The 21280-nt window shown below is 67.5% G+C and carries 6 protein-coding genes; 1 reads left to right on the forward strand and 5 read right to left on the reverse strand.

Annotation, left to right across the window (positions count from 1 at the left end; all coding sequences use genetic code 11):
* Nucleotides 1-37: 37 nt before the first annotated feature.
* The 3 genes from ACWEOW_RS00545 to ACWEOW_RS00555 form a co-directional block, all read right to left on the reverse strand.
* Nucleotides 38-6988, reverse strand: a complete 6951-nt coding sequence (locus ACWEOW_RS00545; RefSeq protein WP_452267191.1) for an Ig-like domain-containing protein — start codon at nt 6986-6988, stop codon at nt 38-40.
* 416 nt (nt 6989-7404) lie between these two features.
* Nucleotides 7405-16743: a toxin TcdB middle/N-terminal domain-containing protein gene (locus tag ACWEOW_RS00550; protein WP_452267192.1), complete on the reverse strand. Its 9339-nt coding sequence runs from the start codon at nt 16741-16743 to the stop codon at nt 7405-7407.
* A 1266-nt stretch (nt 16744-18009) separates the two neighbouring features.
* The gene (locus ACWEOW_RS00555; protein WP_452267193.1) at nt 18010-19068 is read right to left on the reverse strand and encodes an FAD-dependent oxidoreductase; all 1059 of its coding nucleotides are present in this window, start codon (nt 19066-19068) and stop codon (nt 18010-18012) included.
* Nucleotides 19069-19313: 245 nt separating this feature from the next.
* Between ACWEOW_RS00555 and ACWEOW_RS00560 the strand changes: the two genes are divergently transcribed.
* Complete coding sequence (locus ACWEOW_RS00560; RefSeq protein ID WP_452267194.1) at nt 19314-19853, forward strand: endonuclease V; 540 nt, start codon at nt 19314-19316, stop codon at nt 19851-19853.
* 68 nt (nt 19854-19921) lie between these two features.
* On the opposite strand, the gene ACWEOW_RS00565 is transcribed toward ACWEOW_RS00560, so the two are convergent.
* Both ACWEOW_RS00565 and ACWEOW_RS00570 read right to left on the reverse strand, forming a co-directional pair.
* A complete protein-coding gene (locus ACWEOW_RS00565; protein WP_452267195.1) occupies nt 19922-20143 on the reverse strand; it encodes a Txe/YoeB family addiction module toxin in 222 nt (73 codons plus the stop codon).
* Nucleotides 20144-20401: 258 nt separating this feature from the next.
* Nucleotides 20402-21130 (reverse strand): alpha/beta hydrolase family protein, encoded by a 729-nt coding sequence (locus ACWEOW_RS00570; RefSeq protein WP_452267196.1) that lies wholly within the window; start codon nt 21128-21130, stop codon nt 20402-20404.
* Nucleotides 21131-21280 lie beyond the last annotated feature (150 nt).

The following is a 21280-nucleotide window of genomic DNA, read 5'->3' on the forward strand; positions in this document are numbered from 1 at the left end:
TCGTGCTCCTTCTAGATCGAGAGGATTGCTGCCGCGGTCACGGCGCGTTGCAGTTGGTGAATCCGGACTGGGCGGACAGCAGCGCTGTGCCGCCGGTGCCGAATGTGCCGCTCGTACTGGTGTTGAGTCCGTTCACATAGTTCTCGACCCCGGGGCTGGCGGTCGCGGCCATGCCCTCGATGCCGAAGGTGTTGATGGCTGGGTCCGTGCCCTGCTTGCGCAGGTTGATGCCGGGCGAGGTGGTGGCGGTTGCGGTGTTCGTGCTTCCGGCAGTGGTGTTCCCGCTGATCTCGAGACACATTGTCGTGTCGCCCGTGGCGGAGCCGGAGTCCACGCGAATGCCGGCACGTGCCGCGTTCGTCGTGATCGGTGCGGCCACGGTGTTGTTGAGGACGCGGGCGAACATCGTGCTGCCCGAGGCTCGGACGATCGGGAAGATGCCCGGGCCGTCGGTGCCCATGACGTTGTTGCCAGAGATCACCGTGCTGTGGGTACCGGCCCCGAGGTTGTTCGGGTCGTCGGTGCCGACCGCGATGCCAGCGCAGCCGACCGCACTGTTCGCGTTGATGAAGTTGTTCTGGACGGTCGAGGTCATGGTGACCGGCCCATCCATCTGCACTTCGATGGCGATGCAGTCGATGTGCTGAAGGCGGTTTGCGGCCGTGCCGTTGTTGGACACGTTGAAGTTGCCCTGGCCGCCGTTGCCGGAGACACCACCGGTGAAGAACCGGTCCGGCTGGTTCCCGATGCCGCCGTTGCCGCCGTTCATCAGGTTGCCCGTGACGTTGATGATGTTCGTCGCGCTGCCAGCCGTGCCGGCGCTGCCAGTGGGGCCTCCGAGGGTCGGGTTGCCGGCCCGCACCTGTATGCCGACACCGGCTCGGAAGTCGGTGATCGTGTTGTTGGCGACGGTGGCCTTCGTGATGTTCGCGGCCGAAGCAGCAAGTCCGCTACCGATGAGCGTGATCGCCGAACCAGGCGTGGCGACGTCGCCGGTGTCCGAGAGTGCGTTGTTGGAGATGTTGGCGTCAGTGATGGTGCCCGCCCAGTTCTCGATATCGACGCCCTCGGCCTCGGTCTGACTGATCACGTTGTTCGTGATCGTGACGGCTCCGGTCAGGTTCGGGGTCGCGGTCAGGCTGTCGTCGAAGGTGATGCTGTTCTCGTCGCTGGCGTCACCAGCGCCCGTGATCGTGCCGTCCGTGAAGCTGAACCCGCTGACCTGCGTGCCGTTGACACCGTTGTTGCCGGTGTTCAGCAGCCGCATGTTGCGGAACGACGGACTCGTCGTGTTCGTCAGCGAGATGCCGTCTCCCGTGGTGGCCTGGATCGTGCCGCCCGAGAAGTCGCCACCCTGAGCGGTGCTGGTGCCCAGCCCAGTGACTGCCAGACTTCCCGTCGCGCCGGTGTTGGTCAGCACGATGCCGTTCGCCGCCCCGTTGGCCGCGATGCTGCGGAAGGTGAGCCCGCTCGCACCAATCGTGGTGTTGGTGACCCCGATCGGGGCGATGTTCAGCGCGGTCCCGGTCGTGGTGTCGATCGTGTTGGGGTTGGTGCCGGTGGTGACGTTGAAGGTCCCGCCGCCGGTGGCGCTGAAACCCGCACCACTGGTGGTGTCGATGTCCAGTCCGCCTCCGCTGAAGGTGATCACCTGTCCGGAGCCGGTCGACGAGAAGGCGGCAGAGGCGCCGGTGTTGAGAGTCTTGGTAGCGCCGCTGAAGGTGGTGGAGCCACCGGTGTTACCGGACATGGTGATCCCGCCGGCTGCGTCGTTGGTGTCGTTGATGTTGCCCGAGAGGGCGATCGCGCCGCCGGTGCGGCCGGTGATGTCGGCAGTGTTGCCGGCGCCGTTGCCGAGCGTGCCCGGGTAGGTGATGTTGCCCGAGCCGCCGTTGATGTCGACCGCGTTCCCAGCCGCGCCGGAGATGGCCCCGCTGGTGGCGGTGAAGGTGGCAGCCCCAATGCTGTCGAGGTTGATGCCCGTGCTCGCGCTGTTGGTGGACGAGACTGCGTCGAAGGTCAGCGTCGAGGCGCCGTTGACGTTCCTCACATCGACGGCCGGGCCGCCGGTCGCGGACACGTTCTCAGTCGAGCCCGACCCGACGCTGATCGTCGGCGCGCCGGTCGTGTTGACCAGGAACCCGGTCAGCCCGGTGGTGTTGATGGTGAAGTTCGTGAAGGAGAACGTGCCGGCCGCGGCGCCGGTCAGTGCGACCCCGCCGGCCGGGCCGGACAGGTTCACGTTGGTCACGGTCGAGCCGCCGGTGTTCGTGCCGGCGATCGCCGCGCCGCCGGTGCCGGCGATGTCCAGGCCCTCGACCCGGCTGCCCGAGGCCAGCGCGACCGTGCCGGTCATGCTCGGCCGGTTCGCCGGTATGCCGCTGGCCAGGGTGTCCGCGCCCACGACCAAGCTCACCGGCTCGCCCAGCAGCCGCTGGCTGGCCAGGAGGTTGAACCCGCCGATCAGCCCGGTGGTGGTCCCGTCACCCTCGTACACATAGATGGTGTCACCAGTCGCGTTGGCGGCCGTGTCGGCCTCGGCGAGGGTGTCGAACGGGTCGCTCGAGCGGCCAAGGCCGCCCGCGGTCGCGGTGTTGTTCACGTACCAGACCCGCGACGCAACCGTGACGGTCACCGTCGAGGTGTTGGTGCCGCCGTTGCCGTCCGAGACGGTGTAGCTGAAGGTATCGGTGCCGGTGAATCCGGCCGGAGGCACATACGAGAACGCGCCGGCCGACGACACGGACACGGTCCCGCCCTGGGCACTGGTCGCCCCGGCGGAGACGGTCAGCGTCTGCGGCGGCTGGTCCTCGTCGGTGGCGTTGGCCAGCAGGTTCCCGGCCACAACCTTCTTCGCCGCTGTCGAGGGTGAGGGCACCGAGCCGTACTCGAGCAGCGTGTTCCCGACCGCGCTGACCGACTCGTCCCCATCGACCGGGGCGTCGTTGACGTCACCGATCGAGATGGTGAACTGCTTCTCGAAGGACAGGTTGGGGCTCCCCGGGTCGTTGACCCGCACGCAGATCGTGTAGGAGCTCTTGACCTCGAAGTTGAAGCTCACCGCGGACTGCAGCTGCGTGCCCGATAGCTGGAAGCTCGAGGAGTCGGGGAAGCTTCCCGAGCATCCCGAGGTGAGCAGCGCGAAGGTATAGGTCTCCCCGGTGTCGGGGTCGCCGACCTGGGAAAGGTTGCCGACCAGTGTGCCGGCGGCCTGGTTCTCGTCGATCGTGCTGTTCGACAGGGAGATGTCGGTCGGCGGCTCGTTCACGTTCGTCACCGTGATCGTGAACTGCTTGTCGAAGGACAGGTTCGGGCTGCCCGGGTCGCTGACACGCACACAGATCGTGTAGGAGTTCTTCGCCTCGAAGTTGAACGACGCTGCGGTCTGCAGCACGTTGCTGCCGGCCCCGCCGATCTGGAAGCTGGACGAGTCGGGGAAGCTGCCCGCACACCCCGAGGTGACCACCGCGAACGCGTAGGTCTCACCGGCGTCCGGGTCGCCGACCTGCGCGAGGGTCCCGACTGTCGTGCCCGCGGGCTGGTTCTCGGCAATGGTGCTGTTGGTGAGGGTGATGTCCGTCGGCGGCTCGTTCACGTTCGTGACGGTGATCGTGAACTGCTTCTCGAAGGACAGGCCCGGGCTGCCCGGGTCGTTGACCCGCACGCAGACCGTGTACGAGTTCTTCACCTCGAAGTTGAAGGCGACCGCGGACTGCAGCTGCGCGCCGGAGATCTGGAAGCTGGACGAGTCGGGGAAGCTTCCCGCGCACCCGGAGGTCAGCAGCGTGAAGGTGTACGTCTCACCGGTGTCCGGGTCGCCGACCTGGGCCAGGTTCCCGACGGTCGTGCCGACGGCCTGGTTCTCGTTGATCGAGCTGTTCGACAGCGTGATGTCGGTCGGCGGCTCGTTCACGTTCGTCACCGAGACCGTGAACTGCTTGTCGAACGACAGGGATCCGCTGTCCGTGGAGCGGACGCAGACCACGTACGAGCTCTTGACCTCGAAGTTGAAGCTGGCCGCGGACAGGAGTGTGTCGTTGCTCGCGCCGCCGATCTGGAACGAGCCGTTGTCCGGGAACGGGCCTCCGCCGCAGCCGGCGTTCTCCAGCGTGTAGCTGGCGGTGTCCACCGGGTCAGGGTCGGTCGTCGTCAACGTGCCGACGGTCGTGCCCGACGGCTGGTTCTCGGCAATCGAGCTGTTCGACAGCGCGATGTCCGTCGGGGCCTGGTTCGTCGCGACGGTGAACGAGAACACGTAGTCCGCGGCCATGTGGTCTGGTGGGTCCACGGTGTCGACATCGCTCACCTGGTTCGCAACGACCGTCACGGTGCAGAGCGCGCCATTCGGCAGGTCAACAGTCGGGTCGAGCATGATCGACGAACCCGGCGAACCGGACACGACGAACGCCTGGGAGGCTCCGGTCGGGCACTCGAGGGTGAACGAGCTGCCGGTCGCGGTGACCGGCTCGCTGAACGTGACCGCGATGTTCGCCTTCTGGGACACGTCGACCGCGCCGTCGGCGGGACTCGTGGTGAGGACGGTCGGGGCCGCGTCCCTGGTCGTGAACGAGAACACGTAGTCGGCGGCCGGGTGGTCCGGCGGGTCCCCGCTGTCGGAGTCGCTGATGTTCGCCGCCACAGCGGTGACGGTGCAGCTGGCGGTGCTCGGCAGGTCGGGGCTGGCGTCAAGAGTGATCGCGTTGGTGCCCGTCCCGGTCACCTGGAAGATCTGGGCGACGCTGTCGCACACGACGGTGAAAGAGCTCGCGGTGACGTCCACCGGTTCGGTGAAGTTGACCGTGATGCTCGCGGCCGGGTCCACGTCCGTCGCACCGTCGGCCGGGGTCGTCGTCGTGACCGCGGGGGCCGCATCCGCCGTGAACGAGAAGGTGTGGTCGGCGGCCAGGTGGTCCGGCGGGTCGATGACATCGACATCGCTGATCTGGTTCGCGACGACCGTGACCGAGCAGACCGTTCCCTCGGGCAGGTTACCCGTCGGGTCGAGCGTGATCGTCGAGCCCGGCGAGCCGCTGACGGTGAACGCCTGCGCGCTTCCGGTCGGGCACTCGAGCGTGAACGAGCTCGCCGTGGCGCTGACGGACTCGCTGAACGTCACGGAGATGTTCGTGTTCACGGCGACGTGGTCCGCGCCATCGGCCGGGCTGGTGTTCAGCACGGTCGGGGCGGCGTCCTTCGTCGTGAACGAGAACACGTAGTCCGCGGCCGGGTGGTCCGGCGGGTCCCCACCGTCGGAGTCGCTGATGTTCGCGGCCACGGCCGTGACCGTGCAGCCGGCGGTGCTGGGCAGATCGGAGTCGGGAGCCAGGGTAATCGTGCTGGTGCCCGATCCGGACACCTGGAACGCCTGTGCGCTGTTGTTGCACGAAAGCGTGAACGAGCTGGCGGTGACATCCACCGGCTCGGTGAAGTTCACGGTGATCGTCGCGGCCGGGTCGACGTCGCTCGCGCCGTCGATGGGCGTGGTGGTCGTCACGGCGGGCGCGGCGTCCGTGGTGAAGCTGAAGTCGACGTTGGCGGCCATCGAGTCAGGCGGGTCCACGGAGTCGACGTCGCTGACCTGGTTCGCGATGACCGTGACCGAACAGACAGTGCCCTGGGGCAGGTCATTGGTCGGGTTCAGGGTGATCGACGAACCCGGCGATCCGCTCACCGTGAAGGCCTGCGGCGACCCGGACGGGCACTCGAGCGTGAAGGAGCTGGCTGTCGCCGTGACTGGCTCGCTGAACGTGACTACGACGCTCGCGTTCACCGCCACGTGCTCCGCGCCATCGGCCGGGGAGGTGGCCGTCACCGACGGCGCCGCATCGGCGGTGGTGAAGCTGAACGCGGTGTTCGCCGCAGGGTTGTCCGGCGGGTCCCCGCTGTCCACGTCGCTGACCTGGGCCGCGACGACCGTAACCGTGCACACCGTCGCCGCCGGCAGGTCGGCATCCGGGTCTAGCGTGACCGCGCTGGTTCCCGAGCCGGACACGGTGAAGCTCTGGCCGTTCCCCGGCGTTGGGCACTCGATGATGAACGAGCCCGTGCTCGCGTTGACCGGCTCGCTGAAGGTCACAACGATGTCGCCGCCCGGGTCTACCCCGGTGGCGCCGTTGGTCGGGCTGGTCGTCACGACCGCAGGTGGGCTGTCGGTGGTGAAGGAGAAGGTGAAGTCCGCGGCCGGGTGGTCCGGCGGGTCCAGTGCATCGGTGTCGCTGACGTTGGCCGCGACCACCTTCACCGAGCAGGTGGTCCCCTGAGGCAGGTCCGTGGTCGGATCAAGTGTGATCGTCGACCCGGGTGAGCCGCTGACCGTAAAGGCCTTGGGCGTCCCGCTCGGACATTCCAGCGTGAACGCACTCGACGACGCTGTCACCGACTCGCTGAATGTGACCGTGATGTTCGCGTTCACCGCGATGTGTGTGGCCCCGTTCACCGGCAGTGTCGAGGATACCGACGGCGCGGCGTCGTTCGGCGTCACCTCGACGGCGAGCTCCGTGGCGTCACATTGCGACGGATCGTTCACGTACCGAAGCACTCCGGTGTCGATCTTTGCGCAGAAGTACACGGTTCCGGTCGTGGGCGGGATCGTCAGCTGCGTCGCCGGCGACTTGCATTTGTTGAAGCTGGAGACCTTCCGCACCGATCCGGACGGCTGGATGCACAACAGCACCGGACCAGGCTTGACCGTGACCTTGTCCTCGCTCTTCTTGCAGTCGTCGAGGCTGGTCACGTAACGCACAAGCCCGTTGCTCTTCAGCGCACACGCAAACTGCAGCGGAACCGGTGGATCGACGGCGAAGGCCGGACTCGGGGCCACCGTCGCGAAGATGACGCCCAGTACTGCAGCTAGAACCAACGACGGCCGCGGGTAGCGCCGAGGGCGCGCATTGATCCCCGTTCGGAAGCCCGCCTGCGCGTTCTCGCGCCTTGGCTGTCCCTGGTCGCTGGAGTTCGAACGAACGCGTCGACCGGCCCAGATACCCATTGCATCCACCCCATGCAAGGCCCCTGCACGATGAACTCGGCCGGCGACGGAGGCGCCGACTAACTGCGAGCGGTTCGTTGGGGCCGTTCGCCACGCTATGAGCGTTCCTGTCGGCCCGTATCGGAAACGGCATGATTTGTGGTTGCGTTTTGGTCACGGAACAGTAAAGAAAGGACAGGTCGGACCACGCTGACGCGTGGCGGACCGATCGCCGAGGCGTCCTACGGGGCCGGTCGACGAAGCGCGTCCCGCGCTGCTTGGGTTCGTCCGGGACCATGGTGACACCGCGCCTGAAGATCGACCGAGTGGGGTGCAGGCCGGCCGACACAGATCGTGAATGTCGTCCGGACTTCCGGGGCTGGCCCGGCGCCACAGCCGTCGCCGGGCGCCCGGGCCAGCCTCACTCACCAGGAAGGTCAGACCGCAAGCACGTCATACTCGGCGACACGGTGCGGTTTGTTGAGAACGAGGTACGCCCGGCCCGCCGCAATATATTGGTTGCGCTTCTTGTTCTTCTTTGAAATCGCTCCGATCATATTCAGATTCGCGGTGGCAGCGTGTTTCATGTACACATAGTGTTCGAGGCCCCGCTGCTCGGCGTAGTTGTTCGTCTTGAACTTCTTCTTGAACGTAATATGCTGCCCGAAGGCTCTTCTGTGCGCGCTTGCGCGTGACGTGAAGTCCGTGGCCCGGCCCGTTCGGCGGACGACGCCACCGATCTTGATCAGGTAGACGCCACCCTTCTTGATCCTGACCCACCCGTCGCGGTCGAAGTACGTGACGGGGTTTCCCTCAGCGAGGGCGTAGGTCGACTGGAGGGCAGGATCGTCGATCAGGCTCAGGGGTTCGGCGTTCAAGAGTGGGTCGGTACTCAGGAAGAAGCCGCCGCGAGGCTCGAACCAGCGCTGCCCGAAGTCGACCAGGCCATGGTCCTCGTCGGTGTACTCCCCGGAGAACTGGTACGGAGTCCGGAAGACAGTGCTGTCCTCGGCGACCCAGGGCTCCCCCGTCGGCAGGTATTCCTGATGCTGGAAGATGACTGCCGCCCGGTCAGTGGCGATGTTGGTGCCGCCCAGCACGTCCTTGTGGAGGAAATAGACCTTCTGCTCGACCACGTCGTCCTGGGAGAACTTCACCGCAAGCCGCTCGTCCCCGGCGAAGTAGTTCTTCCACACCGTGCCGGCCTTGACGGTCACCCACTGGTTCACAAACCAGGTCCGGCCTTGCTCCTTGTCCTCCTTGGCGACCTCACCCTTGTAGTCATAGGTGTAGAACGTCGGCTTCCCACCCGTCCCATTCGGCCGGTCGATCACCATGGTCAGCTTGTCGCGCGCATTCCACGTCATCTCCCGCAGGTTCTCCGGCGACGAGATGGCGCTGATGTTGCCGTCGAGATCGTGCGTGAATGTCTCGCCGCCCTGGGTCGCCAGCTGGTGCTGGTGATCGGCCTGGAAAGTCACGTCGGTGAAGTCGTACGTGTTGTCCTCGATGACGTCGACGCAGTCCTTCTTGCAGCCGACCTTCTCCTCCCAGACCCGCTGGTGCTTCGACGTCGTGTTCCCCGTGGACGCGTCGTAGGTCACGTCGTAGCTGGCGAAGCGCGTGTTGTTCGCCTCCTGCCACACGCCGCGAGCCGCGGTGACGCGGTAGTGCCCGTCGTAGTCGTAGATCTGGGTCACCTTGCCGCCGAAGAGGCTGGGCACGTCCGGTGGGAGGTCGTTGACATAGGCGCGGATGTTGTCGGCCTTGTCGTAGGAGTACGCCAGGTTCTGCTGCATGCGTTCTCCGAACACGGTGGACCTGGCGACGTATGCCGAGGCTGTCGTGCCGCCGGAGCCGCGTTCGACAGTCCATCTGAACTGCCCACTCGTCGCCGTGGGTGCCCGTCCGGTGACCCTGACCTTCTCGGTCCCGATCGTCGCGACGAACGGAACCATCGGGGGCGTGTAGGCCTCGTTGACGACGAGCTCGGGGGCGGCCGCGGTCACCGGCGCTGCGAGCGTGCCCATCCCGGTCAGTGGCTGTGCCGGTGCGGTCGTCACCTGCCGGGTGAGCAGCCGGGTGAGCGGGTCGTGCAGCCACTGCGTGCGGTTGCCGTTCCCCACCTGCTGGAACTGCGGCGCGCCGAACACGTCGTGCTCTGCACGGTCGAGGTAGCGGTAGCTGCACTGCAACGCCGCATCCGTGAGCACCCTCGCGCCCGCCGGGTGCGCGGCAGCCGTCGGCGCAGCTGGGGTGCCGTTGATCCCCCGGTCGACGGTGTACGTCCATACGGCGGGATTGGCGGTGGACGCACGGCCGGTGACCCGGAGCTGCTCACCTTGGATCGTGATCAGGAACGGCAACGCGGGAGCGGCAGCGTGGGGCGTCTCGGTCACGGTGATCGTGGTCTGTGCAGAGCTGACGTCGGCGGTGAGCACGCCGACGTCACGGCACGCCTTGGCCCCGGTCATCCGGTCGAGCTGTCCGCCGTGGTCGTAGCCGTGGGTGACGACCTCGCCGTCCGGATAGGTCAGCGTCGCAAGCCGACCCAGCCAGTCCTGCGTGAAGGAGGTCGTGAGCCGGCCCAGCTTCCAGTCGGCGTCGACCATTTCGGTGGTCTCGGTGGCCACCCGACCGAGCGCGTCGTACGTGAACGCCTGCGAGCGGGCGGCATCCTTGAGCCGGGCCACCCGGCCGGCGGCGTTGCCCGTCGTCGGCACGCCGTCATACCCACCCCAGGCGTACGACTCGTCCCCCGTCCCGTCCGGGTAGTCCACCGAGACGAGGTGGCCGAACGAGAAGTGGTATGCCGTGCGCGACCCCCCGGCGGCGCGCTGGTTCGCCGTCTGGGTGGAGACCTGCTGCCCGGCGGCGTCATAGCCGTAGGCGACCAGGCCACCGTCCTCGGTGTCGGTCGAGGTGCGGCGGCCCAACAGGTCCCAGGTGCTGCGTTCCTGGTCACGGCCCGCGGAGGTCACGGCGAGGAGCTGGCCCATCCGGTCGTAGCTGTACGACGTCCGAATCGGCGCTTCGCCCACGGCGACGTCGTCGACCATGCGCACGTAGTCGCGAAGGTCCGTGAACGTGACCGTCTGACGGCCGAGTGGGTCGACGTCCCGCTTCCGCAGCAGGGTCGTGCCCAGCCCCGCCTGGGCGTCGTAGGCGCTCGACGTGGTCCGGTCACCGGGCAGCGTCTCGGACAGCATCCGGTCACGCAGGTCCCAGGTACGGGTCGTTGCAGGCGTGCTCGCAGACGGCGGAGTGAAGGTCGGGCCGTCGGCGTAGGCCCCGAAGGTCGGCTGCGCCTCGCGGACGACCCGTCCGAGCGCGTCGTAGTCGATCGTGCCGCTGACCGCGAACCCGTGCCGAACCGGCTGGTCGAACCCAGCGAAGACGTCGATCTCCTGCTTCTGCTGAGTGCGTCGACCGATGCCGTCCGCGAAGCTCACGGTCTCGATGAACTCGCCCGGGTGGAACTGGTCCGAGTTTCGCGCCGTGGCAACCGCATACGCCGGGTTGCTCGCGTCGTAGTCGAGAAGCACCCGACCCCCGTCGGCGAAGGTCGTGCTTGCGGGACGGCCCAGTGCGTCGTAGGAGTAGGAGGTCGTCTGGCCGTTGGAGTCGGTGCGGCTGGCGACCTGGCCGGACGGCCCGTCGAACGTCGCGGACGTCTCCAGGCCCTGGTCGCTGGCCGGCGAGAGCTGCGGGTCGAACTGGTCCGTCGTCTCCGTGTCGTCGACTCCGAGGAACGCATCGAGGTCCGCCGGGGCGAGCTCGTACTCCGTGACGCGTGCGACGTCGGACCGACGGTCGGGGTCGTAGCGGTAGAGCACGGCATAGTGCTTGCCGTTCTCCCCCCGCGGCTCGATGATCCGGTTGTAGCTGCCCCACGCGTCATACGCGAGCCGGGTCTCGGCGTAGGACCCGCCCACGATCGTGCCGCTGACCAGTTCTCGCAGCAGCGTGACCGATGAGTTGTCGCACAGGTCTTGGCTGCCGTCACGATGCCGGAGCACGGCGCCGTTCGCGTCACGGATCGTCATGATCGCCGGAAGGCTGGTCCATGTCGGGCACAGGTTGTCCGACCAGAAGGGCGGTTGCGGCGCGTTGCCAGGGTTCGCGGCGTTGCCGCACCGGGCTTTGAGCTCGTCGCTCGCCGCGTTGTCGCAGGTCGAGTAGGCGATCTCGGCCACGACGTCGTCCGCCCCGTCCGTCGTGTCGCCGCGGTCCACGATCGTCGTCGGGTTGCCGAGTCGGTCGAACACGTATGACGTCTCGGTCGTCCGCACGCCGCCGGACTCGAACGACTGATGGCGTTCGGCGGTCATCAAGGCCGTGGCCCACGTCTTGAGCGTGTCGTCAGCCGAGAGGGTGTCGGGAATCGGCTGCTGCGTCGGCCCGTCCAGCACCGCCCACGTGTTCGTGGTCCGCGTCAGGAGTGGGCCACCGACATCTCCGGCGTGCACCTCGACCTGTCGCTCGAGGCCGGCCTCCCAGATCGACCCGTTGCTGTAGCTCGTCTTCGTCGTGCGCAGGGTCGGGCCGCCGGGAGTGCTTTCGCGGGCCACGACCTCGTCGAAGCCGAGGTCCTCGCGGTCGACGAAGTCGTACCTCGGCGTGCCGTAGGTGTAGGTCGTGCGGGTGATGTCGACCCCGTCGCCGGGACGGCCGTCGTCGACCTGGACATCGCTCATGACCCAGATGGAGTCGGGATGCTCCACCGTGTTGCCCTCGCGGGTGTAGTCGAGGTCGAAGCGCCCGCCGAGCGGGTTCTCCACCGACTTCAGCAGGCCGGTCTTGCCCTGCCGGTTGATCCCGACCTCGAGCGACTCGCTGCCGTTCTCGTCCTTGCGCGAGACCGAGTCCGCGTACCCGTCGCCGTTGACGTCGACGAGGTCGACGTCCGAGATGGACTGAGTCTCGTTGAGGTGGGCACCTGGGTTGATGATCAGGTAGCACGCGACCAGGCAGAGCGGGCCCACCGCGACGGTGAAGTCGAACCCGGCGCCGTACGTGACGCTGCTCTGCTGGCGCACCTGGGGGCCGGGGTCGACGCCGACGTCACCAGCGATCGGGATGTCGACCCGAGCGTGGTCGCCGTACTTCGCGCCGTTGAGCACGCCACTGCCGGAACCGAATCCGACGTGGACGGCCGACGAGCCCTTGTGCAAGGCGTCGAGGATGCCGTCGCCGTTGACGTCGACCCACGTGTAGCGCGGGAAGGTAGTGCTGATCGCTCGCGAGATCCCGCCCGAGAAGTCCTTGAAGTACCCGGCGAACCCGAGGAGGTTGGCCGAGAGGGAGCCGGAGTACGACTCGCCGGCCTCGAAGCCGCTGGGTCCGGTCCACTTGACGAGGCCGGTGAACCCGTAACCGCGGTTGAACGCGACGAAGACACCGTTGGGGTTGACCGATACCTTGTCCGGCAGGCCGTCGCCGTTGACGTCGGCCAGCTGGCGCTGCAGCTGCAGGTCCCCGTCACCGGGGCCACTGCCGGGCAGGTCGGAGAAGTCCTGTCCGAGTGGCGGGTCGCCTTCGGTGTCCCACGAGGGGTCGGTGGCGATCGGCGCGGTCCAGCTGCCGTCCAGTGAGATGCCGGCACCGATCTTCGCACCGTACAGGTCGGTCTGTCCGGACTGCCCGCGGTTGCTCTGCCCGCCCGTGGTGCTGTCGCCCTTGCCCTCGGCGTTCTTGCGCGGAACGCTCGGCGACCCGCTGATCCCGGCGTTGAAGCTCACGGAGAAGTCGCTCGACACGGTGCCGGGACCGCCACCCTTGCACGCGGCATACTGCACCGGCGGGCCGAGGCTCGTGACGCAGGCGTGCCCACCGCGCGGGTCGGTGAAGGTGATGGAGCTGTCGGTGACGACGTCAGGGAACCGGTCGCCGTTCATGTCCAGGTACTGGCTGTCGCCGTCTCCCCATCCCGCGCCCAGGGAGAGGGCGAGGGGCCCCGGGCCGAGGGTCAGTGCGAGTGTCGGCTTGGAGCCGCCCTGGATCTTCGGCGGGTCGATGCCCCCGGTTCCAGCTGGAGTCGCTTGTGGCAGTGGGCGGCCCAGCCGTGACACGAGCAGCTGCGCCGCGCTGACCTGCATGCTGTCCTGCGGTCCTTGCCACGCTTCGCGGACCTGTCCGTTCGCGAGCACCTGGTGTGCCGGGTTGAACGGGTAGGCGTCCTGGAACTGGTCTGAGACGGCCTCGGGCTTGAACTCGGGCACGCCTGACGTGGGGTAGTCCGAGGGGATGTTCGCATGGCTGTTGCCCGTCGGGCAGGGTCCACCTGCCAGTGCCTGGCAAGCGGCGCCGGCGCTGTCGAAGACGGGAAGCGCGAGCTTCGACTCCACGATCGGATCGGTTCGCCGGGAGCCATCGGCGCGGTAGCCGACGACCGCCCAGCCGCGGTGGTCCAGCGGCAGCCAGCCCTGGTTGCCGGTCGCGTTGAATGCCCCGTACGGGTTGGTGACATCGGTGAACGTCGGGTTGTTCGAGCTGTCCTTGCCGGTCTCGAGCTCGATGCGCCCGTTTCGCATGAAGCGGAAGAGGCCGGGCTCGCGCACGGTGACGTCGAAGACGTAGGCCACGCCCGCCGTGAGGCTGACGTCGAGCACCGGCTTCGCGACTGGCGAGCCGACAGGTGTGAAGTCGTTCGCCGGGACGGTGAACTGGTCCTTGGCGATGCTGCCGTCCGATCCCTTGACGGTGACCACGACGGTGCCGGCCGGGTGCTTGAGGTCGGACGGCAGCGCGTAGTTGAACGCGACCCGGACGGTCCGCGGCTCGGAGGCGTCGCTGGCTGACGCGGCATACGCCCGCTGTGGCGCGACGACCGAGCGGATCGGGTAGATCTCGGTGTCCACCGGCGGCCGGAACGACGAGCCCTCGATGCAGGGACCGCCCGCGGCCTGCGACTCGGAGTAGCAGATCTCGAGCGGCGTGGCCCAGTGCAGCCTGGTCGGGTCGACCGGTGAGTCGATCTTGAGGTAGGAGCGGACTCGGTCACTCTGGGTCCCGTTTCCGGCGGCGGTCGGCCCGGTCACCTGGACCTCGGCGGAAACCGTGAAGGCCCCCGCCTCCTGCGGGAAGAGCTGTCGGTCGCGGTGGTCGTTCGCGGTGGCCTGGTCAGTGAAGCAGCCCAGCGTCGTAGCCGGGGTCACGACGCAGTAGGTCGTCGTGCCGTTCACGGTTCGCGCTTCGACGCTCCGGACCCGCTGGGCGGCGTCTGCGCCGACCGGGGTCAGCGTCACCGGGACGTCGACGAGGGCCTGGGTCGATGCTGGCACGTGCTCCACCGTGGGGCGCACGAAGTCGGTCGTCGGCTGCTTGTCGAGGACGCCGCTGTAGCGCAGCAAGCCGGTCTGCGGCACGCTGACCCAGGAGTTCGGACGTCCAGCCGTAGTGAAGTCCTCGGCTGCGTCGTACGTGGTCTGGTCCAGGCCGTTGACGTCGACCGCGCCGGCGGCCACTTCCTGGTCGGTCAGGCCGTTGATGTGGACGTATGTCACCTGCGGGTTCCACGTCACGGCGGTCCGGGGCAGGTCGAGGTCCGGGCCGACCCGGAAGTAGAGGAACTGGCCGCGGGTCACGGGCACGGAGTCGAGCGTCCCGCCGGAGCTCCAGTGTTGTCCGGGGTCGAGAGAGCATGTCGCGAGCTCGGTGCCGCCACGCTGCACCGCGAGCCGTATGCCGTTGGTGGCAGCGCAGTCGGACGGCGTGGTCGGAACGGGCGGGACGATCGCCTGGAAGCTGACCTTCACGGTGCCGTCGAACGGCGCACGCCAGCGCCGCACGTTGTCGATGGGTGGTGCCAGGGACTTCAGCAAGGCGAGCGTCTCGGCCTCGGTCGTGTCAGTGTCATGCGCGAGGTCGCGCACGTTGAGCGGCACACGCGTCCCCGCGTCGCTGGTCGAGAAGGTCGGGGTGCACGGCGTGGTGGAGCAGTCGAGCCGGTTGTAGAGAACCGTGTTGCCGTCGACGAAGTCCGGCAGCCCGTCGGCGTTGACGTCAGTGAAGTACCGATCGGACCAGTTCCAGGAGCCGCCCGCGTGGAACATGGCGGCGGGACCGACGTACGACTCCAGTCCGCCGGTGAGCTCGAGGCTGGTCTCGCTGCCGAGCGAGTCCAGGCTCTCGAGGCCCGGGACGACCGGCGCCACCGCGTCGTCGGCGAAGGTGAGCGGCGCGCCCGGCCGGGTGGTGTTGAGCCGGTAGCGGATCTTGTCGCTGTGGAACACCTTGTCCGGCAGGTTGTCGCCGTTGAGGTCCATGAGCTGGGCCGTCGTCTTGGTGTCCGATCCGGCGAACGTCAGCGAGCCGCCGAACGACTCCTCCTTCAACGGGATCTCCGGGTTGAAGCCGACGTAGAGGTGGCCGTCGCCTCCGATCGAGTCCGACATGCCGAGGGAGCTGGCGCGACCCTCCAGGCCGGCGAGCCCGTCTCCGCGGACGTCGACCTGGCTGGACTGGAAGTTGTCGGAGTCGTCGAGCTCGTCGAAGTAGCTGAAGCGGTGGGTGGCCTTGGTCGAGTCGTCGCACGCCGGGCCCGTCGCACAGCCCACCTGGCTGACGGCACGCAGCAGCGTCTTGCCGAAGGGTCCCGCCTGAGCGTGGTTGTCCAGGTCGTAGCGCATCGCGAGCTGCGAGGCGCCACCTGGCTTGTGGAACGTGACCTTCACCTGGGTGAGCAGCTCGACGTCGACATCGACGTAGCCGCCGCGGGCGTCCACGACCGGGTCCGCGCGGCGGGCGCCGCGGATCAGGTCGACCTCGTATGCCGGGGCCTCGGGCTGGTTGCTGACCTCGGCCGCGCCCGTGTAGAAGATCTTCGAGAGGTAGACGTGACGACCGCAGACCGCGCCAGAGGGGCAGTCCTGGCCCGCAGCCAGCACCTGCCACTGCACACCCGACTCCGTGTCGACGGAGCGATAGCGGACGGTGTCGTACTCGTAGCGGATCGTGTTCACACCGACGTCGCGCTGGGCCTTGAGATACCAGGTGACGGCGTTGCCGTTGTCGTCGAACGCGATCGCCGAGCCGGCCTGGGTGCGGTCGTCCTGGGTCGGGCCGTCGTGCCGAGTGCCGGCGTCGCCGAACGGGCCACCTTCGTCGGGGAACCCTCCGTACCAGCGGATCCCGCCGCTCTTGTCGCGGACCTCCCAGAAGTAGTTCTGCGGGTTGTCGCCGTGCCGGATGATGTGCTCGTAGTCGGTCTGCGTCTCGACCTTCCGGGTGAAGTCCGAGCGCTCCGCGGCCCTCGCCTGCAGGTCCGTTCGGGCGGCGGTCGGTGCCAGCAGGTCACCGTCCAGTCGGTAGGTCTCGCTCTCGACGTTGCCGCATATGGGCGCCTGCTGACGGGGACAGAAGAGCGGTACGCCGAAGGTGGTGTCGACGCTGACCTCGCCGACGTTCAGGTCCCAGCCGTAGCCGACCCAGCTGCTCCGCGCACCCGAGTCGTAGGTCAGCTGGAGGTCGGGCGTGATCCCGCGGCCCTGCGGGATCGCGAGCGGGTAGGCGACTGTGGCGTTCCCCGTCGGGTTGGCCTCGGGCTCGTCGACCATGGCGAGCCCAGCCGTGGGGTCGGCATACTGCAGCCCGTCCAGCAACCCGTCGGCCAGCGCCTCCGGGGTGACCTGCTCCTCGCGGACGAGTGACTTCCCGTCCAAGCCGGCGAGGACGTTCGCCTCGGCGGGCGACGCTGTGACCATCACGCTCGAGGCAAGGAACCCGAAGCTGACGGCGAACGCTACGGCACGAAGCTGACGACGGTTGACGCGCATGACTGTTCCCCTGACATCCCTGACTCTGGTGTCTGGCCGCGCAGTCGGCGCCGTCCCTCTCCCGCCAACCTGTCGACGGTCACCTGCCCTTTCGAGGCTAGGTAGGATCAATTCCTACCGCAGGAAAATCACTCAATCCGGTCGCGATAGGTCCGAACCGCCTGAACCTCGGCATCCGTTTGACCTTTGCTTTCAAGCTCAGCGCCGTACCTCGGCTCCCTGCGACCCAGACCGTCCGCTCCGGGGTTGACGTTCGGCGCGAGGCTGCGCCTGGTCGCCGTTGAGCCCATTGTCGTGAGCGTCCGACTCTGCCGGATCGAGGACGTTGCGTGCACGCTGTGCCGCATACAGAATCCAGCCGGAGATGGGCCTGGTAGCCGAATCCGAGAACATCGCCCACAAAGTCCGGCCGCGGCTGGATCTTGTAGCGGGCCCGATGACTTCGCCGATGCCCGGTGGCACCACAGTCGACCAGATGCTCACTTGTCGGGCTACATCAACGCCACGCGCCGCAACAACCGACCGGTTGGTCGACTGTTGTGCATCGTCCTGACCTGCCGCACGTCGTCAATCTCCCGCCCCATCCGAGACGACGACCTCTAGGGTGCAGCCGTGTGGGTATCGCTTGAGACTTGATTGATTGGCGACGGACAGTTCCCTGAAGTGGGGCTGGGCGCAGTCGTCCGTGACTGCGGGCTGCGCTTGAACGCCTCCTACCTGAATGCGTCCGACCAGTTGCTTGCAGGGGTCCGAGAAGTCCACGTCGACGATGTGGGTCGAGTGCGGTACGAAATCACCGGCCGATGTCAGTCGGTGACGGGTCCGATGGCGGCCCTGGTCGTCATGCCGGGCTGGCGCGTGCTTGCTGAGCCCGAGACCCACCGCGCCGTTGGGGGCGCCGTCGACTCTCCCGCTTTCCAACCATGGTCTGAACAGTTCCGCGCTCCGGCTCCGAACGAGATGCTCAAGGCCGAAGGCTGGCTGGCAGTCGTGGCTGATCACGAGTGGGACGCCTTCGCGATACCTGACTCACGAATGGGCTGGCGCCTCGAGGCAATCCGGCTCATCGAGCACCACATGGTGCGTGTGCCCGGAGAGCCGTCGGACACGCGCACGTTCGGCCCTGTTGTCCGGGCCGCCACTATGGAGCGGTTGAGCCGGTCCGCCGACGGAGTGATAGGACTCACCGAGCGCCGCGTACATGGCATCCGGCACATGATCCGAACCCTCATGCCGAACCGTGGGCGTTTCTCGAGGCTGCCCTAATCAACCCAACAGTTTGCGGAGATCTATGGCCAGTCGGGTGGTTTCTTCGAATCCGGGATAGGTGCGCTCGCGCCGAAGCCGCTCGTAAGGCCCGTGCCAATCTTCGGGCGATGCGGTGAAAGCCTCGACGAACGCCTCGGCCTGGCGAGCCGCAGTGTCCATGCCAAGACCAGCCCACGGGTCCTGGGCAGTCCCGGCGTCTCCGACCAGGACCCAGCCGGGGCCGGCCGGCGCCCTCCACACACTGTCAGCGGGCAGCCCGGTGTACGCCCCGCTTGCCCATGCGATGCTCGCGAGGCGGTCGACCATGTGGGGGTTGCGGCGGACCGCACGAGTCAGATGTCCTGCCGGATCGCGGTGCGAGAGCTCATGCTGTGCGACCGGAACACTGACCGCGAGGCAGGCGATCCCGGCATCGCCGGGGAACACATAGGAGAACTCGTCGCCGTACAGCGCGAATTCCGGTCCGACCGTGGTTTGGCTGCGCCATCCAGTCGCGTAGCGGTAGTACATCGCTCGGGCTGGGGGATGCCGTTCCACGTCGACCGCGCCGACGAGGCGCGCGACGGTCGAACGTCGCCCGTCGGCCCCGACCACCACCCGTGCACGATGCACGGTGCCGCGTTGATCCGTGACACCCACGCACACCCCGCCAACCGTCACGAGGTCAACCACCTTGGTCCTGCAATGAATATCAACGCCGATCGTGGCTGCGCGCCGAGCGAGGATGGCATCGAGAGTGTGCCGGCGCACCGACAGGCAATAGCCAATGCTTCCGGGCTCTTGGGGCGGGCCCTTCTCGAAGGGGCTGCCGTCCAAAGAGAAATACTCACACGTCAGTGGCGGCGCTCCTGTTGCGAGTACCTCGTCGAGGACGCCGACCTCGGCAAGTGACCGGACCAGGCCGTCGCCGCGGAAGAAGTGTGTCGACAACGTGTCGGAAGGAAAGTCTCTCGACTCAAGGAGCCGCACCGACACCCCGTGCGAAGCCAGTCGTATCGCGGTCAGACATCCAGCGATACGACCACCGACGACCAGTACGTCCACCTCGCCCGCCACCTGAGCCAGGCTACGGATTCCGGCCAGGGCGCGAGAAGGGAACAGGCCAAACGCTCCTCACGGGCGCGTGCTGCGACCCATCCGTAGCCGCTCTACGGGCGAACGCCCGACCAGGCGCCTTGCACAGCGATCGCGGCGGCCATGCCGCGTTGCGGAGAACGCCTGTGTTGCCGCCGGTCGCACTGTCGGTCGAGCCGGAACACGGACAGCCCACCGGTGCCCACCGAATCGTCCACACTGGGTTGATGGAGTCCTTGCCGCGCAAGTCCGCGTGGGTGGGTGCGGTAGATGTCCACTACAACGAGGTCGGCGGGGCGACCGCTGCGCTCGTCATCTGCAGCGAGTTCGCCTTCGCGACAGTGGTGGCCGAGCACGTCGCCGACATCGGTCACACAGCGCCGTATGAACCTGGCGCGTTCTTTGAGCGCGAGCTTCCGTGCATCCGGGAGGTCTTGGCTCTCAGCGGGCCCCTCGATCTCCTCGTCGTCGACGGATTCGCGACCCTCGACCCGGACGGCCGACCGGGCCTCGGTGCGTATGCCGCGGACGCATTCAGCGTTCCCGTCATCGGCGTCGCCAAGACGCCCTTCCACACCGCGACCCACGCAATAGAGGTCGTCAGGGGTGTCGCGACGCGACCCGTATACGTCACGGCCGCCGGCGGCATCGACATCGAAGAAGCCGCCCGCATCGTCGCTGGGATGGCCGGTCCACACCGCATCCCTTCCGCGCTGACAAGGGTCGACCGACTCGCCCGCGGGCGGGCGCAACCCGTAGTCGTCTGAGCTGGTCGCCGGAGCGTCGGGGAGCGAGCGCGCACCCACGGACGTTTGCTCTTGCCGCAGAGGACCGTCTACCCGTAGTGATATCGGCAGGCGGCGATGCGGACCCGGTCACCCGCGAACGTGTAGACCAGGCGATGTTCGTCGGCGACGCGTCGGGACCAGTATCCGGCGAAGTCGTGTTTGAGCGCCTCGGGCTTGCCGATGCCTTCGTTGCCAATGCGTTGGATGTCGACCAGCAAGGCGTTGATTCTCTTGAGCACCTTGCAGTCCTGTGCCTGCCTTGGAGGCAAGCAGCGGCCTGCGCGGCCGTCGGACGGCGTCCACGATGTGACGCTCCGCGGTCGACTGTTCTTGGACGGCAGCCCGAAGGGCCGAGACGGCGGCGACGTCCACTTTCGTCGGAGTCGTTTGGCTCGTCCTGCTCAAACCGTTTCGGCCGGCTCGTCGGCGTGGGCATGGATGTAGCCGACTTCAAGGTTGCTAGCCGTTGCTGCGTTCCACCTCGGGCCGCAAGATCATGCCGATGCGCGGACGTCGAGCACGGTGACTCAGCGGAGGACCTGGGCCCACCAAGCGATCGAGCGCCGAACCGCGTCTCGCGCATCGTCGGTGTCGTCCACGGTCTCGAATCCGTGGTGGCCGCCGGGCACCTCGATGACGTCGACCTCACGATGCGCACTCGCACAACGCTCGAGCAGCTCAGTGCTTGCCGTGACGATCCACTCGAAGTCGTTCTCGGGCATGACCATCAGCAGGGGAATGTCGCTGAGTTCGGCGGTGACAGTGGCTCGGAGGAGATCGGGATCGTCGACTTCGGGATCGGCGGGGGCCGCGTAGCTCCCAGCCACGGCTGCCACGCCCCATGCGCGCGGGTCGGCGAGCACGGAGCCCATGAAGAGACCTCCGGCCGAGAAGAACCACATCCCGAACCGGTCCGGATCAACCCGAGGATCTGCCCGCAGAGCGGCGACCGCATCGCGTATGTTCTTCTGCGCTGTACCGAGGGCCTCGTCGTCGACGAATCCGTGCTCGAACATCCCGCAGACGAGTCCCGCCAGTGCCAGCAGCGCACCGTACCCGCGGTAAGCAGGCCACTGAGGCGGCCGCACTTCGCGGTCACGCGGAACCGGACCGCCGTGCACCAGCAGCACGGCCGGCGCGGGCGTCGACGCCGGTAGGTAGAGATCCAGCTCTCCAGAGCGGACTGGCTCGACCATCGCGTGGGGCACGACGAAGGGCCGAAGGTGCGGCGGGAGTTCTGGTGCATGGCTGCTCATCGACGTCGATACAACCACGCCCCGGCCCTCGTCGTCGCGCGCCCTTGCCGTCGAACGCGCGTTCATTGCAGCCTCGCCGTCCGACCACGAGGTGCACCAAGATCGTGCCGTGACGGACAGACAAGCGCCTCCACCGGAGAACGTCCCCCG

It is taken from the genome of Monashia sp. NPDC004114 (assembly GCF_053603855.1).

Bases quoted from the DNA above. Each gene is read 5' to 3' on its own strand.
- ACWEOW_RS00545 (WP_452267191.1), bottom strand. From the start codon at position 6,988: ATGGGTATCTGGGCCGGTCGACGCGTTCGTTCGAACTCCAGCGACCAG.
- ACWEOW_RS00550 (WP_452267192.1), bottom strand. From the start codon at position 16,743: ATGCGCGTCAACCGTCGTCAGCTTCGTGCCGTAGCGTTCGCCGTCAGC.
- ACWEOW_RS00560 (WP_452267194.1), top strand. From the start codon at position 19,314: ATGGAGTCCTTGCCGCGCAAGTCCGCGTGGGTGGGTGCGGTAGATGTC.
- ACWEOW_RS00570 (WP_452267196.1), bottom strand. From the start codon at position 21,130: ATGAGCAGCCATGCACCAGAACTCCCGCCGCACCTTCGGCCCTTCGTC.